The following is a 14743-nucleotide window of genomic DNA, read 5'->3' on the forward strand; positions in this document are numbered from 1 at the left end:
CGGCACAAATTATTTCTACACCGCTTATTTCGTTAGATGTTGAAAAAGGCTTCAAACAAAAAAATATGTTTGAAGCCTGCCAAAATTCGTACTATTGTTCAACGGGGTATACGGAAGCCTGCTTTTTATCTCTTCCTTTTCTTTCAAATCTAAGTATACCATCCACCTTTGCAAACAAAGTGTCATCACCACCACGTCCTACGTTGATACCAGGATGGATTTTAGTCCCACGCTGTCTGTATAAGATATTTCCTGCTTTCACGAACTGGCCGTCAGCCCTTTTCGCACCTAGCCTTTTTGCTTCGGAATCTCTACCGTTTTTGGTAGAACCAACACCCTTTTTGTGAGCGAAAAATTGAAGGTTCAGCTTTAACATGAATTACACCTCCTCGAATTTAAGTTTTAAATACTTTTTACCGTACTGTGATACCACCATTTCTAATCCCAAAACCATGGAATCAAGAAGTAATCTGCCACTTTCACCCGGATTTTCCAAAAGTATGCAGTCTATAAACCCTTCTTCCTCATCCGAATCTACCTGTAATTTAATGCCTGCCAATACGTCCAGAGAATTAATTGTATTGATAACCAGCATAGAAACCGCACTGCACACCACATCACTTCCAGCTTTTGCAAAGCCTGCATGTCCTTTGCATGTTACTCTTTTATATTCTCCATGTAGGGATTTTATAATCCGAATACTTGTCATACTTTAAGCATTGATCTTGTCGATCTTTACCTGTGTGTATGCTTGCCTATGGCCATTTTTCTTATGATAACCGGATTTTCTCTTATACTTGTAGACAATTACCTTACGTAACTTGCCCTGTTCAACGACAGTTGCTGTTACACTGGCATTTGCTACATCACCGGCAACCTTAAGCCCGTTATCGCTGACAGCGACAACATGGTCAAATGTCACAGTTGTTCCGGGCTCAGCGTCCAGTTTTTCAACTTTAAGCGTATCACCCTCGGAAACTTTATACTGTTTTCCACCCGTTGCAATGATTGCGTACATATGGCACCTCCTATTACTAATCAGCCAAAACTGATTTTACTCGCTAACTTCGGCGGCGCCTTAGCGCACTTTAGCCTCGTTATGCGGCATACACATGAACTATACCATTCACCAAACTGTTTGTCAAGAATTATTTTCTTTCTTTAATGGCCATGACGCCCCATAAATTCTACCACAAGTCCGGTAAGGCAGGTATCTTCATATTTTGTTCCCGGATAAACTTCATCTATTACGAATTCAAAGTGAACATCAACTCCCTCAAACGCTTTGATATCATTGATTGGAAGGGTAAAATATTGTGGGCGTATGGTATCTTCCAGCTCCAGATATGCATAGGGCTGTCCCTCCACATACATAAGCATTCTTTTGACGCGCCCGTTTTCCTCCCATGTTTTTTGACTTTTGGCATAACCATTTACAATGCATATTTGCGTATAGCGCATATAACCGTCAAAAACATCTGGCTCTAAATCGCCTTCATAAAAAAACACTTCCCCATCCCATTTGCCAGAATAACTACAGCTGGATGTAACACGAATGCTTTCACCTATGCCATATCCCGGAACACCCTCCGCCCATGCTGTTTCGCGTCCATAAACCAGATTTCGGGCGGCATATTTATTATTCTGTGAAGCAAGCTCGGAACTGGCCATTATCTCATATCTACCGCCGCTCATGGCACAAAACTCACCACAGGGCACATGCCATTCGGGAAAACCAAAATCTGGAGCATTGTCATCATAAGTAAAGGCGCAAAAAAGTTCATCATCTGCGGATTCTCCGTAGAAAAAATTCTTAACCTCCGCTGTCAGGGTGAGTGGTTCTTTTGGAATATGAACGAAAGGGGCATCGCTGCAATAGGCTGGAATTTCAACAGCTTCCATGCCATTTTCTGCAGCATATAATTCCAGCTGCTTTGAAACATCCTCAGGCCCTGTTTGATAGCTTCTGTAACAAAGATACTGTTTTAGCGCGCATCCTGTAAAAACCTCCCGACCAAAAACAGGCTCCGTATCGCTTAACCATATCCCCCACAGTTCCGGATTGTCTGCAAAGGCCCTATCGCCAACAGAGACTTTTCTTCCTATACTATTTTCTATACTATCTACATCATGATCCTGTGTCATTATATTTTCGCTCAGTTCCGTCCCTTTCAGTTCCATTTTCGTAATGCCACAGTTCTGAAAACTGCCTTCCCCTATTGATATAAGTGCTGGCGAAAGCGAGAGGGCCTTCCAGTAACTGCCTAAATCCACATTTTGGAACGCATTTGGCGCTATTTCTTTTACGATGGCACCTTCTAAAACCTCTGGAAGGGTAAAATAATAATAGTTCTGGGTTAATTTCTTCACTTTCTTAGCAACATCCTCCCCCAAGTCCCCCTTAAATCCTTTGATAATGGAGTATGGCGTACCAGTGTCATCTTCTTTTATTTCATATTCATAAAAATCCTCATAAGAATCTTCCTGTGAAACTTCGCCTGCTTCCTGCTTTGAAGCCTCATTTTCTGCAGACGCTTGCACCGCAGATGCTATCATAAAAGCCATTGTAGGAGCCAATGCAGAAGTCATCACACAAGCCATATAAGAATCACAATTCACTACATACTTCGCTGATTCCTGCCGTTGTGTTTTTTGCATCATACCACATCCGGTACAAAACATTGAAACACCTACTGTTGATAATGCTGTTAATAAAATGCTTCTTCTCATGAAAATCACCACCTCTATTATAGCACAAGTCTCAAACAAATTGTGAGAAAAAGGTTTACACAAGAACACATGTTGTTACGCAAACAATAACGCATGTTTTTGCGTAGTTTTGCATTTTCAAACGTGACAATAAATATAATTTTCTATACTCTGTTTATTTATATTTTATTTTGATAGAAATTTTTAAAAAAATATGTACTTTTTTCATAAGTGCATTTGTTATTTGCGTTAATTATCAGAAAATTGATTGGTTTATGCAGGCGTCAAAATGCAAAAAGAATCATTTTATATCATTTTTTGTCTAAAAAAGGTGTTATCATCTCCAATAGTCTAATTCCGGATAAAGTTCCTTAACCTCATCATACCCATTTTCAATGATATGTTTTCGAACAAAAGTTCCCATTTCATAGTAATATAATAAATCTTTTCCTTCTCCACCCGTATCAATTTGATATTCCAGCTCCTTTGTAAGTTCATATTTTCCGTTTACCACTTCATAAACCATGACGTATTGGTTAAATGCACCAACCTGCCCGCAGGAAAGCTTCCTCCGGAAGAAATTTTACTTCCATACAGTATCCGCTGCTCTCATGGTTATCCCAGTTCCGCTTTAATATGTATGCTACTTTTTCACCGCTGCTTTGATACCAGCCATATCCGGTCCCCAAACTTGTTATGGCCAGTATAGCTAAAATACTATATAAAATTTTAATTTTCACTTAATTCCCCATTCTTGCCAACCCACGCAAATTTGGGCGTAGGCACAAATTTGTTGTGTGAAAAATTTATTTTCACACTAATCCCCATGCATATCGCAAGTCTGCTTGCGATACTGCCTAAATAGAAGATTGATAAAATCAGCCATCAGGATGATTTTTCAATCTAACCTCCATGTTGCTGTTTTGCAGCGCATAAATCCTGACGGCTAATTACCGATACGTCCTTTATATTTTCCTTTACCTTCATTCTCCTCACCAGATCCTGTTACTTTTTCCAGTTTGGAAGTAAAATACTCATCCATAAAAGGGAACGGATTAAACATGCCCGAAAGTTCCCAGCTTATGTTCGGGGCAAGACTCATATTGGAACCGTTGACGGTGAAATTTCCGGAGTCCTTTTCTTGAAAATGTTCTTCGAAAGAGGCTGTTATATAACGTATACAGCCCTGAATATCATAATCCGAAGCAAATCCCACAAATTCCGCCTGTATATGGTCTGTCAGCTTCAGCCCCATGCACACCCGAAAGACCAGGGATGGATAATCAGGGCTTACATGCCAGAGAAAGGAATAGAGATAAACCTCTCCCGTCCCATCCCCCTGATTTTTCATTTTATAATGTTCAAAGCCAAGGTCAGATACCTGCGTGGCATAATTTTCATCAGCATATTTTGTAATTTTTTGTGTGCATTTTTCCCAGTCCTCCACGGTCCTGGAAGTATCCCTTTCCTTATCTTGCACCAGACAGCCAACTACGCCATCTCCGCGCATGACAAAGTTCGCCCAGGCCTCACCCGATTCCATATATCCAACCCTCCATCCATAGGGCATGTCCATAGAATATTCTCCCATCTGTACACCGCCATATTTGGACTGCGTTCTTTCAATATAGCCTGTTCGTGCTGTTTTAAGTTCCATCCCCGGATAAATAAGGTTTGGGCTGGTTAAAATATCCTGATTGGCATCTACGAGGTTCACATAAAGCCGACCCTCACCATATAATTTTCGTGAGATTTCCCAAAGGCTGTCACCTGGAAGGACTGTATAATCTTCCGCTGCCTCCTCAAGTATGATATAAGGCGCATCAGAATCAGGATTTTTCTTATAAGACACCGGATATTCCCTTTCGTCCGCCCGGACAGCCATTTCTGGCAAAACGATCATAAAAAGCGCCATTGAGCATACGCAAAGTAAAGCTTGTTTTAATATTCGTGTTTCCATATACCCGCATCCTCCCCTAACCATATATTTTCCTTTTTATCCTCACAGGGAAGGACTTCCCCTGCTGTCTCTGAGTTATCATACCTTTCCCAAAAATCACTTTCTTTCCGAAATGGCTCTATTTCCTCTGCGGTAAGCTCTGCATAAAAGCTTCTGTTAATGGGTTGATAGGTATAGGCACGTTCCAAAATCGGGTCAAGAGAAACTCCCACTGTAAAATCGCCATCTTCTGTCACATAGAAAAAAGGGCTGCAAACATAATTTACATTTATTTCTTCATTCTCCTGCAAAAACCAGGACAAAATCAGTTCAAGCTCCTCATCATCCCCATAATCTTCATCAAGCTCATCACTGTAAGCCCTATCCCAAAGTTTCATAAACTCTTTATTTATTTCCAAAATATCCGTCAGTTCATAGTTCTCCCCTGTCAGTAAATCTACTGTAAGCGCTCTTTCCGTCCCGTTGGTCATCCAGACAGGATTTCCGGCGGAATAATATTCCCGATAATCCATACTCAAAAGGTATTGACTGTGGTATGTAACATCGCAATTTACATCACTGCAAAACATAGTAAAAAATTCCTCCTGAAAATCCTTTACTTCATCGGACGGGGCAAGATGCCAATAGTTTACTCTGTCCATAGCCGTATCATACATCAAATTATTTAAAGTCTCCTGTACCGTGTCCTTTATTCCATTAAGCTGAGGATATTCTACGGTAATAACGTCCCAATAATCATATTGTTCGGAATATTCCACGTAATACTGTTCTTTTTGAACGGTATAATTTTGATAGCCTTTTGGAGAACTCAAATAAAGAATTGCAGAAAAAATTCCGCCACAAATAAGCACAGCCAAACCAAAGGCTAAAAGCAAAGTACCCTTAGGCCTCTTTTTCTGTTTCGTTATACAATCCACAATTTCCTGGTTGGTTTCCTCCGCAATAATACACTGTGTCGTGATTCCGTCTCTGTTTGTTTTTCCTTGTTCCTGTTCTCTTTCGTCCATATTATTTTCACACCCCTTACCTTTATATAGTTCATGTAAATATTATACTTTTCGCTTGCATCAAAGTTGTATCATATTTGCATCATTTTCACATCATCTTCTATATATAGAATCTTCAGAAAATGCCCCTGCTTAAACCAATACGGTCGTACACGAAACACTTCTGCTTAATCTGACCCAGTCAGTCATATTGTGCAAATATGTTTCCGTAAAGCCTGTTCTTGACTGACTCAATCACGCTTTTTAGTTTCTCTTGCTTTTAAAATTTCATTTATATTTCATTGATCCATCCATGAGAATTAAATAACATCCGCACACTTAATTAGACATTTTTCTATCTGATTTTTAATTTTACGACTTAAAATATTCCTTCTTTTAATCATTTTATGTCATTATAATTAAGGATTAAATTGTAATTTAAGTTTCTAATAAAATAAAAAAGACATTCCAAGATTAACCTGAAATATCTTTCTCAATTTTAACCCTATATATTTTTCAGCCTCCCTGCTTTCAATAGCCCTTAAATTTGGGCACTTTCATCTCGTTGAAAGAAATCTGCAAGGGGCTTCCGTGTCTTTTTTCGGGTAATTTCCACTATTCCCAAAGCTGTCATGTCCACAAGTCTTGTTTTTACCTTATCTTCTCTCAGACATGCATCCAGAGCATCTAGCAATGTCTGATTATCTTCCTTAGACTCCATATTAATAAAGTCCACCATAATCATTCCTGAATAATTTCTGATACGAAGCTGTCTGGCGACCTCCTGCGCCGCTTCCAAATTTACCTTCAAATAGTCATGATCTTTACCATTCGCCTTGCTGCTGGCTTTGCTGCTGGCTTTGCCAGTGTTTACATCAATCACCACCATAGCTTCCGTTGGCTCAATCACCAAATATCCTCCACTCCGAAGCCATACTTTTTTTCCAAGCGCCTCCTGAAGATGCGTTTCAAGGCTGTACAGTTTTGAGAGAGAAATCATATTATCTTGATAAAGCCGAATCTTTGTCTTTTGCGTTTTGGAGAATTCGTTTATTAACAATTGGTATATTTCTATCTCATCCGTTACCATTTCATCATAGGTATTCAGCGGAATATTTTTAATCAAACTAAGAATTTCCAGCTCTCTGTGATAAAGGCATGTATATACAGTTCGATGTTTATAAATTCCAATCATGTCGTTAAAAACTCTAATGAAATTTTTCATCTCATGAAAAAGCGGTTCATAATTTTCCAGATTTTCTACATTCGTACGGATTATAAAGTGGTATTGCCGGCGTCCCTCAATTTCTGCAGTTTGAATTTTTTCCGCAATATTTTTTTTCTTTTTTTCATTCAGCTTTTGAGAATAAGAAATTCCATGTCCAAAAAATTCACAGACACAATATTGTCCTGTCAGAGCCAAATTCCCTGAAGCGGTAGGATGTTTACTTTTTAAAGCATCCCCCACAATTTGCACCACTATCTCATCCCCTTGACGAAGGGGGCTTTCTTGTGTTAATTCTTTGTTGACGCATAAAATTTCCCCACATCTTTCTTTCAGAGGCAGAAAAACATTCTTATTAGCAGAAATAGCCAGAAAGGCACCATGAATGCCAGGAACAATATCCTTTACTTTTGCAATATAAATATTTCCCAGCACAGACTCCATTTCCAGCGAAGGCGCCATTTCTATAAGATAAGGTTTTTTTTCATCAAACAAAGTAAGCAATAATCTGTTATTTTTTTTTGTAATGATTATTTTGCCCATCAGCTTTTCTCCAAACACAAAATTAGCTTTTTTGTAATCCACTTATCCACTCTTTCAGCAGCTTTCACCGGTGAAAGGTCAGTGGTATCAAGGAGTGTAATACATGGGGATGTATCATTTGCATTCTGTTTTAACCAATTGTTAAAATCAATAGAGCTTTTAATCCAGCCCTCATCATCTACCTTTCGACCGATACGCATACGCTTTTCAAGCACTGCATCATCACACACTACCGCAAGATAATAGATATCCGAAAACAGTTCTCTTTCGGGCTGATACTCAAATTGCTTGGGAACAGCGCATCCACATAATACAACCGGCTTCCCGATCTGCGAAATGTTAGCGCACATCCGCATCCACAATCGGCGATAAGCACAATAATCATCTTCAGGTGTATTATACATATCGTTCCACAATAAATCGCTCTCCATCACAATATATTCCGTTTCATTCCTGAATAATTTCTCGCAAAGAGTTGATTTGCCTACGCAGGATGCACCTGTGATGATAAATAACGGCTGTTTATTGGTCGGCCTCATAAAATTTCTTTCCTTTCATTTTGAATTGGACACTGCTTTACAAAAACGCTATCGCGTTTACGCGCTCCCAAACTTTACGCTATAAGCGGCACAAGTTGTCCATCCTCTCTCCTTTTGTAAGTTTCTATCCGGTGAATCCTGAAAGGATACTCCGGAAGCATGACACCTAACTGCCCAAAAAAAGTTTCCATCACAAATTCCGGTTTAATATTGCTGCCGCTTCCTGCATCCACCAGCATATAAACTGTATCTCCACGAACCTCGAGCTGATAAATACTTTCTTTTAAATCAATTTCCTTTTGTCCTTTTTTGGTCTTCTTCACCACTTCGATATGTGTCTGCTGGTAAAAAGAAATAAGCTCCTTATCCCAATTTGCCGGCAAACTTAATTTATCGCTAAAGGCTACCAGATAAGCTGCGGCAGCCACACTTGCCATCGCATTTCCTTCTCCTTTGTCCAAAATACGGACCTGCAGAACGTCAATCCCTTCCACCATTACCTGGCCAAGCTTTTTGAGCATGTCCTCCTCGTCTGTAAAGGATCTTACCTCCATGTCAAAGTATTCGCCTTCGCTGGTATGTCCAACAGATAACGGGGAGGCAAAAGACATAATCTGGTGCGGACTGAACCCTTCGGAATAAGCTATATCAATTCCTGCACGCCGGACAGCTTTTTGAAAATAATGCATGATATCCAAATGTCCCACAAATTTGACCGGGCCGTATTTTGAAAATTTAACTCTCACTTTCATATCATCTCTCCCTTTTTTCCATGCAGACACCGGTCTTAAATCTGGCCGCTCCACAATGATTACACTGCTTCCGGCAATTGGGGGTAACTGCTTCCTCTTTCGCATGATGCCACTCGCGCAGCAAAAACTCCTTTGTCACACCACAGTCGAGGAAATCCCACGGAAAAATTTCATCTTCTCCTCTTTCTCTTGCGCTATAAAAAGCAGGATCCACACCACACTGCTCAAAGGCAGAAAGCCATAAATCATTTTTATAATACTCGCTCCACGCATCATACATACAGCCCATTTCATAGGCCTTAAGGATAACCTGGTTTAAGCGCCTGTCGCCCCTTGCAAAGACGCCTTCCAGCACACTGATATCTGCTTCATGCCAATTATACTTTATGCTCTTTTGATTGAGCTGACTGCTAATATTTGTTCTTGTAAAATAAGCTTTGTCCAGAAATTCTTCTTTTGTGCACTGTGGAGCCCACTGAAAAGGAGTGAAGGGCTTAGGCACAAAGAAGGAAGTACTTGCCACTATCTGTACCCGCCCTGTTCGCTTTTCCTTAGGAACAGTCTCATAAAATACTGCCGCAATTTTGTTGCACAAATCGCCAATTCCCTCAATATCCTCTTTGGTCTCCATGGGAAGCCCCAGCATAAAATAAAGCTTCACCCTCTTCCAGCCCCCTTCAAAGGCAAGGCGGGCGCCTTCCAATATGACTTCTTCGGTCAATCCCTTATTAATCACATTTCGGAGCCGCTGGCTTCCAGCCTCCGGCGCAAAGGTCAGGCTGCTCTTTTTTACGTCCTGCACCTTATTCATCACATCTAATGAAAATGCATCAATTCTTAAAGACGGCAGCGATATGTTCACCTTATCCCTGCCACAGTTTTCTATCAAAAAATCCAGCAGTTCTGGCAGCTGGGAATAATCGCTTGAGCTTAAGGAGCTTAAAGAAATTTCTTCGTGTCCGGTATTTTTCAGCATCTCCACAGCGCAGCTCTTTAGCATTTTTGCATCCCGCTCCCTTACCGGGCGATATAGTTGTCCCGCCTGACAGAAACGACACCCCCTGATGCAACCCCTTTGAATTTCCAAAACTACCCTGTCCTGCGTAACTTTGATAAAAGGAACCACAGGCTTATGGGGATAATAAGTATCTGTCACATCCTCCACCAGCTCTTTTGCAATGGTTTCGGGAATCCCTTCTTCCAAGGGAATTCTTTGCTTTATGGTACCATCTGCATGATAAGCCACATCATAAAAAGAAGGAACATACATGCCGGGAATGTCTGCCGCTTTCTTCAAAAATTCTTTTCGTCCCAGCCCCTGGGCTTTGCATTCCTTATATAAATCAAGCAAGCTTCGATACCTGGTCTCTCCCTCGCCAATATAAAACAGGTCGAAAAAGTCACTTATTGGCTCCGGATTGTACGTGCAGGGACCGCCGCCTATTACAATGGGATCATCCTCCCCTCTCTCCTTTGAAAGCAGGGGAATTCTAGAAAGATCCAGCACCTGCAAAATATTGGTGTAGCACATTTCATATTGAATCGTGATTCCCAGAAAATCAAACTCTTTGATTGGATCCTGTGATTCCAGGGCAAACAATGGAATATTTTCTTTTCGCATCACCTGGTCTAAATCTACCCATGGCGAATAAACCCTCTCGCACCAAACATCCTCAAATTGATTGAGCATATCATACAAAATCTGTATGCCCAAATGGGACATTCCAATCTCATACACATCCGGAAAGCACATAGCAAACCGTACCTGAACCTGCTCCTTTTGTTTCATCACGGCATTCACCTCGCCGCCAATATAGCGTGCGGGCTTTTCCACCTTCATCAGTATTTCATCGCTTAACGCTAGTTTTCTCATGAATCTATCCTTTTCCCAAATAATATTGAGGAATTATATCATAATTTCCCCCTTAAAACAACAGGTAATCAAATGACCATACGGAAATCAATTTTCAAATCTGCTGTGTGCTGGCAAGCAAACAACCAGCTCAGACGACAAAATATTACTTGAACTGACCTTATAAAAACGCTAGCGCTTAGCGAGGTTCTACACGAGCTTAGCGTCTGTTGCGTTTTTATAGAGCAAAAGCGCGTCAGTGAAGGTATTATTTTGCCGTCTGAGCGTGGCTTTATTTAATCTTGCGCACAGCAGATTTGAAAATTGATTTCCGTGAAATGGCCATCATTCCTGCAGCTCCAAAAGTTCTTTTATGTCAAAGCTTTTTGTCACCCTTCCAAAAAAGGTATCTGTATTTTCTCCCTCATAGCTTAAGTGATTGACATCGCACAAAATAAAACAAAACAATAGAATAACCGCTATGGCAAAACGTATCCTGAAGCTCCCAAAGGCATTTTCCTTATCCGGTTCCTGTCCATCTAATTTTTCAGGCATTTCCAGCCCATAAAGCTCCCTATGTCTCATCTCTGGGTTATCTGAATACAAAAAGCCTTCTCTTGACCGGAATAACTGTCTGTCGTACTGATTCTGCATGCGGATTGCTTTTATCAATTCCAATTTTTTATTTGTGTTTACTTTGCTCATAAAATATTTGTCCAGGCATTTGTTAATAAAAAATATGCATCGCACAATCAAATTATGCGATACACATTTCCACTCTTTTATTATTTTCTCCTAATCCTACACAGCAAAGACACACCACGCTCAGACTATCTTTTATCTAATTCCTCTATAATTTCCTCCCAGCTTACCCCCTTTTCCACCATGAGAACCATCATATGGTAAAGGAAATCCGCTATTTCATATTTAATTTCATTGGCGTTGGGATTTTTGGCTGCAATCACAATTTCCGTTGCTTCCTCCCCCAGCTTCTTTAAGATTTTATCAATGCCTTTATCAAAAAGATAATTTGTATAAGAGCCTTCCTTAGGATGTACTTTTCTATCCTTAATCACACCTAAAACTTCCTCAAACACCATAAGTGGATTGGAAGGATCATACTCCTTTTTCACAATTTCATTAAAAAAACAACTGCGACTTCCTGTATGGCATGCTGCGCCCACCTGTGAAACCCTAGCTAAAATCGTATCTTTATCACAGTCTGCCGTCAGTTCCTTCACATACTGGAAATGGCCGCTGGTTTCTCCCTTAATCCATTGCTGCTTGCGGCTTCTGCTGTAATAAGTCATGCGCCCACTTTTTAAGGTATGTAAATAGGCATCCTCATTCATATAAGCAACCATCAATACCTCACGGGATTTGTAATCCTGAACCACCACAGGAACCAGGCCATCAAAGTTCGTGGTAAGCTCCTTCCACTTAATCGCCGGCTCAAATGTTTTAACGCCAACCCCATTATCGGCACACAAATCCTTAATGTCATTTAGCTGCTTTGCATTAGCATTAATGGCAGGCCCTGTCACTCCCACAACACTCATGCAGGATAAAAGCTCAATAATCTTGTCAAGAGATACCTCCGGTAATGTCACCACAAGCGGTACCTTCGCCACCTCAATGGCCTGTTTAATGGTTTTTTCTTTGATTAAGACAATCTCACCTACAAACTCGGAGAGCATGCCTTCGCCTGCTTCTATCTCAGAGGCCTCTGCAATGCAGGCCACAATCTTATCCCTTCCAAATTTAAGGGAAACCTCTTTGGTAAGTTCCACATTATCTTCTTTGGAATAATTAAGCGCTGCTTTAGCACATCCTGCATAGAGAAGCTTTTTGATATCCTCCATCCGTTTAACATTTCCGGCGCCTGTCACCGGAATCTGGGCCTGATTGCATATATTTTTTATCTTGTCAAGCGCTGCTTCATGACTGATATCATCTGTAGATAAATCAAAAACAATCAGTTCATCCGCATTGTTATCCCCATAGAATTTAGCAAGCGCCACCGGATCCTCGCTGACCACAGTATCATCTTTAAAGCCTGCAACTGCCTTTTCATTGAAAAGATAAATACATGGTACAAATTTTTTATAACTATTCATGTCAAAAATCATTCCTTTTTCTTAAGTCTCTCATCAACCCTCGAATCTTACTTTAATCGAATTTGCATGAGCCGTCAATCCTTCTTTTTCCGCAAATAATTCAATGTCTTTATGTGCTCTCCCCAACGCCTCCTTAGAATAAGAAATAATGCTTGTTTTTTTCAAAAAATCATCCACATTGAGCGGAGAGAAAAACCTTGCGGTGCCATTGGTAGGTAAAATGTGATTGGGACCTGCAAAATAATCGCCCAAAGGCTCCGATGAATACTCTCCAAGGAAAATCGCCCCTGCATTTTTAATTTTAGTCATAGTTTCAAAAGGATTTTCGGTCAAAATTTCCAAATGCTCGGAGGCAATTTCGTTTGCCGCCGCTATTGCCTCATCCATATCGGAAGCAACTAAGATATATCCATAAGCTTCCAGTGACTTTTCAATAATCTCTTTTCTGGAAAGCTTCAAAACAAACTCCTCTATCTGCTCAGAAACCTGCCGGGCAAGCTTTCTGCTGGTGGTAATCAATATAGCGCTTGCCATCTCGTCATGCTCTGCCTGAGACAAAAGATCCGCCGCCACATATCTTGGATTCGCTGTCTCATCTGCCAACACTAAGATTTCACTAGGGCCTGCAATAGAATCAATGCTCACATAGCCAAAGCATGCTTTCTTTGCCAGGGCTACAAAAATGTTGCCAGGACCTGTTATTTTATCTACCCTTGGAATGCTTTCCGTGCCAAAAGCCATTGCCGCGATTGCCTGCGCACCTCCTGCCTTGTAAATTTCATCAACACCTGCAATATCTGCCGCAACCAGCGTGCCGGAATTTACTTTTCCTGTGGCATCAGGAGGTGTTGTCATAATAATTTTAGAAACGCCAGCCACCTTGGCAGGTAACACATTCATCAAAACGCTGGAAGGATAAGCTGCTTTTCCTCCCGGCACATAAACACCGGATATTTCAATAGGAGTGATTCTCTGGCCTAAAATCGTCCCGTCACTTTCCGGTGAAATCCAGCTGTTATGTAACTGCTTTTCATGAAATTTCGTTATATTTGCAGCAGATTTTTTCATCACCTCCACCAGAGCCGGATCTGTATTTTCATAGGCCTGTGCAATTTCGTCCTTTGTAACCTTAATATGTTCAGCCGTAATCTCACAGTGGTCAAATTTTAATGTATACTCAAACAGCGCCTCATCCTTTCTTTTGCGAACCTGTTCAATGATTTCATTTACTGTCTGCTCATACTGCCCATAGCTATTGGGGCTTCTTTTCAAAAGATTCTCTAAAAGATTATTTCTGGTTTTACGATTTAATTCGATAATACGCATACCCTTTCTCCTTCCCGTCTACCGTTTCTTCAATCTTTATAAACTAAATGCTTTAACTGTGATATGAGATTCCTGATACGCTCTGTTTCCATCTGCATGCTCACCTGATTTACAATCATTCTGGCGGACAACGGACAAATTTCCTCTAAAACCTCAAGGCCATTTTCCTTAAGTGTAGAACCTGTTTCCACAATATCAACAATCACATCGGAAAGCCCCACAATGGGTCCAAGCTCTACGGAACCATTTAATTTGATGATATCCACCGTCTGATGCTTTTTATTATAAAAATAATCCTTCGCAATAACAGGATATTTACTTGCCACACGGATTCTCTCATGATGGAGCAAAAGCTCTTTGGCAGAGGCTGGTCCACATACGCACATACGGCACGCCCCAAATCCTAAATCAAGCACCTCATAAGCTCTCCTGTTTTCCTCCAATATGGTATCCTTGCCCACTACGCCTATATCTGCCGCACCGTATTCCACGTAGGTTGGAACATCCGGTCCTTTTGATAAGAAGAATCTTAATTTTTTTTCTTCATTGACAAAAATCAATTTTCTGGATTTCTTATCACGCATCTCCTCACACGTAATCCCGATTTGCGCAAGGAGCTCTAAAGTTTTATCTGCAAGTCTGCCCTTTCCAAGGGCAAACGTTAAATATCTATCTTCACTCATTCCCATCCTCCATATTGCCGCTTTGCGGTACCCTAAATACCCGAAAGCCGA

Annotated in this window: 16 protein-coding genes; all 16 read right to left on the reverse strand. The window is 40.7% G+C overall.

Annotated elements, in window-relative coordinates:
• Nucleotides 1–91 precede the first annotated feature (91 nt).
• The 16 genes from rpmA to hisG all read right to left on the reverse strand — a co-directional run bounded on the left by rpmA (nucleotide 92) and on the right by hisG (nucleotide 14692).
• Nucleotides 92–376, reverse strand: a complete 285-nt coding sequence (gene rpmA / locus D5281_RS02360) for a 50S ribosomal protein L27 (protein WP_120467600.1) — start codon at nucleotides 374–376, stop codon at nucleotides 92–94.
• Nucleotides 377–379: 3 nt separating this feature from the next.
• Entirely contained in the window at nucleotides 380–709 is a 330-nt protein-coding gene (locus D5281_RS02365; protein WP_160558545.1) for a ribosomal-processing cysteine protease Prp, read from the reverse strand.
• A 3-nt stretch (nucleotides 710–712) separates the two neighbouring features.
• Nucleotides 713–1018, reverse strand: a complete 306-nt coding sequence (gene rplU / locus D5281_RS02370; RefSeq protein ID WP_160558546.1) for a 50S ribosomal protein L21 — start codon at nucleotides 1016–1018, stop codon at nucleotides 713–715.
• A 143-nt stretch (nucleotides 1019–1161) separates the two neighbouring features.
• Entirely contained in the window at nucleotides 1162–2730 is a 1569-nt protein-coding gene (locus tag D5281_RS02375; RefSeq protein WP_160558547.1) for an NADase-type glycan-binding domain-containing protein, read from the reverse strand.
• A gap of 316 nt (nucleotides 2731–3046) precedes the next feature.
• The gene (locus tag D5281_RS02380; RefSeq protein ID WP_160558548.1) at nucleotides 3047–3235 is read right to left on the reverse strand and encodes a hypothetical protein; all 189 of its coding nucleotides are present in this window, start codon (nucleotides 3233–3235) and stop codon (nucleotides 3047–3049) included.
• Nucleotides 3236–3245: 10 nt separating this feature from the next.
• Entirely contained in the window at nucleotides 3246–3449 is a 204-nt protein-coding gene (locus D5281_RS02385; protein WP_160558549.1) for a hypothetical protein, read from the reverse strand.
• Nucleotides 3450–3655: 206 nt separating this feature from the next.
• A complete protein-coding gene (locus D5281_RS02390; protein WP_277935131.1) occupies nucleotides 3656–4669 on the reverse strand; it encodes a LysM peptidoglycan-binding domain-containing protein in 1014 nt (337 codons plus the stop codon).
• Nucleotides 4651–5676 carry a hypothetical protein gene (locus D5281_RS02395; RefSeq protein WP_160558551.1) on the reverse strand — a complete coding sequence of 342 codons (1026 nt, stop codon included), beginning with the start codon at nucleotides 5674–5676 and terminating at the stop codon, nucleotides 4651–4653. The genes D5281_RS02390 and D5281_RS02395 overlap by 19 nt, the downstream gene beginning before the upstream one ends.
• A 520-nt stretch (nucleotides 5677–6196) precedes the next feature.
• A complete protein-coding gene (locus tag D5281_RS02400; RefSeq protein WP_160558552.1) occupies nucleotides 6197–7423 on the reverse strand; it encodes a ribonuclease E/G in 1227 nt (408 codons plus the stop codon).
• A complete protein-coding gene (locus D5281_RS02405; protein WP_160558553.1) occupies nucleotides 7423–7962 on the reverse strand; it encodes an AAA family ATPase in 540 nt (179 codons plus the stop codon). The genes D5281_RS02400 and D5281_RS02405 overlap by 1 nt, the downstream gene beginning before the upstream one ends.
• A gap of 74 nt (nucleotides 7963–8036) precedes the next feature.
• On the reverse strand, nucleotides 8037–8714 hold the full coding sequence (locus D5281_RS02410; protein WP_160558554.1) for a TIGR03936 family radical SAM-associated protein: 678 nt from the start codon (nucleotides 8712–8714) through the stop codon (nucleotides 8037–8039).
• Nucleotide 8715: 1 nt separating this feature from the next.
• Nucleotides 8716–10587, reverse strand: coding sequence for a TIGR03960 family B12-binding radical SAM protein (locus tag D5281_RS02415; RefSeq protein ID WP_160558555.1), 1872 nt, complete (start codon nucleotides 10585–10587; stop codon nucleotides 8716–8718).
• A gap of 324 nt (nucleotides 10588–10911) precedes the next feature.
• The gene (locus D5281_RS02420) at nucleotides 10912–11271 is read right to left on the reverse strand and encodes a hypothetical protein (protein WP_160558556.1); all 360 of its coding nucleotides are present in this window, start codon (nucleotides 11269–11271) and stop codon (nucleotides 10912–10914) included.
• A gap of 125 nt (nucleotides 11272–11396) precedes the next feature.
• Nucleotides 11397–12683, reverse strand: coding sequence for a bifunctional phosphoribosyl-AMP cyclohydrolase/phosphoribosyl-ATP diphosphatase HisIE (gene hisIE, locus D5281_RS02425; RefSeq protein ID WP_160558557.1), 1287 nt, complete (start codon nucleotides 12681–12683; stop codon nucleotides 11397–11399).
• Nucleotides 12684–12716: 33 nt separating this feature from the next.
• Nucleotides 12717–14009: a histidinol dehydrogenase gene (gene hisD / locus D5281_RS02430; RefSeq protein ID WP_160558558.1), complete on the reverse strand. Its 1293-nt coding sequence runs from the start codon at nucleotides 14007–14009 to the stop codon at nucleotides 12717–12719.
• Between the two features lie 29 nt (nucleotides 14010–14038).
• Nucleotides 14039–14692 (reverse strand): ATP phosphoribosyltransferase, encoded by a 654-nt coding sequence (gene hisG, locus D5281_RS02435; RefSeq protein WP_160558559.1) that lies wholly within the window; start codon nucleotides 14690–14692, stop codon nucleotides 14039–14041.
• Between the last annotated feature and the right edge of the window lie 51 nt (nucleotides 14693–14743).

The organism is Parablautia muri (assembly GCF_009917485.1).
In the GTDB taxonomy this organism is placed as follows: domain Bacteria; phylum Bacillota; class Clostridia; order Lachnospirales; family Lachnospiraceae; genus Suilimivivens; species Suilimivivens muri.

What these genes read in the sequence shown, in the direction of transcription:
- rpmA (WP_120467600.1), bottom strand. Translation starts at nt 376, where the DNA reads ATGTTAAAGCTGAACCTTCAATTTTTCGCTCACAAAAAGGGTGTTGGT.
- D5281_RS02365 (WP_160558545.1), bottom strand. Translation starts at nt 709, where the DNA reads ATGACAAGTATTCGGATTATAAAATCCCTACATGGAGAATATAAAAGA.
- rplU (WP_160558546.1), bottom strand. Translation starts at nt 1,018, where the DNA reads ATGTACGCAATCATTGCAACGGGTGGAAAACAGTATAAAGTTTCCGAG.
- D5281_RS02375 (WP_160558547.1), bottom strand. Translation starts at nt 2,730, where the DNA reads ATGAGAAGAAGCATTTTATTAACAGCATTATCAACAGTAGGTGTTTCA.
- D5281_RS02380 (WP_160558548.1), bottom strand. Translation starts at nt 3,235, where the DNA reads ATGGTTTATGAAGTGGTAAACGGAAAATATGAACTTACAAAGGAGCTG.
- D5281_RS02390 (WP_277935131.1), bottom strand. Translation starts at nt 4,669, where the DNA reads ATGGAAACACGAATATTAAAACAAGCTTTACTTTGCGTATGCTCAATG.
- D5281_RS02395 (WP_160558551.1), bottom strand. Translation starts at nt 5,676, where the DNA reads ATGGACGAAAGAGAACAGGAACAAGGAAAAACAAACAGAGACGGAATC.
- D5281_RS02400 (WP_160558552.1), bottom strand. Translation starts at nt 7,423, where the DNA reads ATGGGCAAAATAATCATTACAAAAAAAAATAACAGATTATTGCTTACT.
- D5281_RS02405 (WP_160558553.1), bottom strand. Translation starts at nt 7,962, where the DNA reads ATGAGGCCGACCAATAAACAGCCGTTATTTATCATCACAGGTGCATCC.
- D5281_RS02410 (WP_160558554.1), bottom strand. Translation starts at nt 8,714, where the DNA reads ATGAAAGTGAGAGTTAAATTTTCAAAATACGGCCCGGTCAAATTTGTG.
- D5281_RS02415 (WP_160558555.1), bottom strand. Translation starts at nt 10,587, where the DNA reads ATGAGAAAACTAGCGTTAAGCGATGAAATACTGATGAAGGTGGAAAAG.
- D5281_RS02420 (WP_160558556.1), bottom strand. Translation starts at nt 11,271, where the DNA reads ATGAGCAAAGTAAACACAAATAAAAAATTGGAATTGATAAAAGCAATC.
- hisIE (WP_160558557.1), bottom strand. Translation starts at nt 12,683, where the DNA reads ATGAATAGTTATAAAAAATTTGTACCATGTATTTATCTTTTCAATGAA.
- hisD (WP_160558558.1), bottom strand. Translation starts at nt 14,009, where the DNA reads ATGCGTATTATCGAATTAAATCGTAAAACCAGAAATAATCTTTTAGAG.
- hisG (WP_160558559.1), bottom strand. Translation starts at nt 14,692, where the DNA reads ATGAGTGAAGATAGATATTTAACGTTTGCCCTTGGAAAGGGCAGACTT.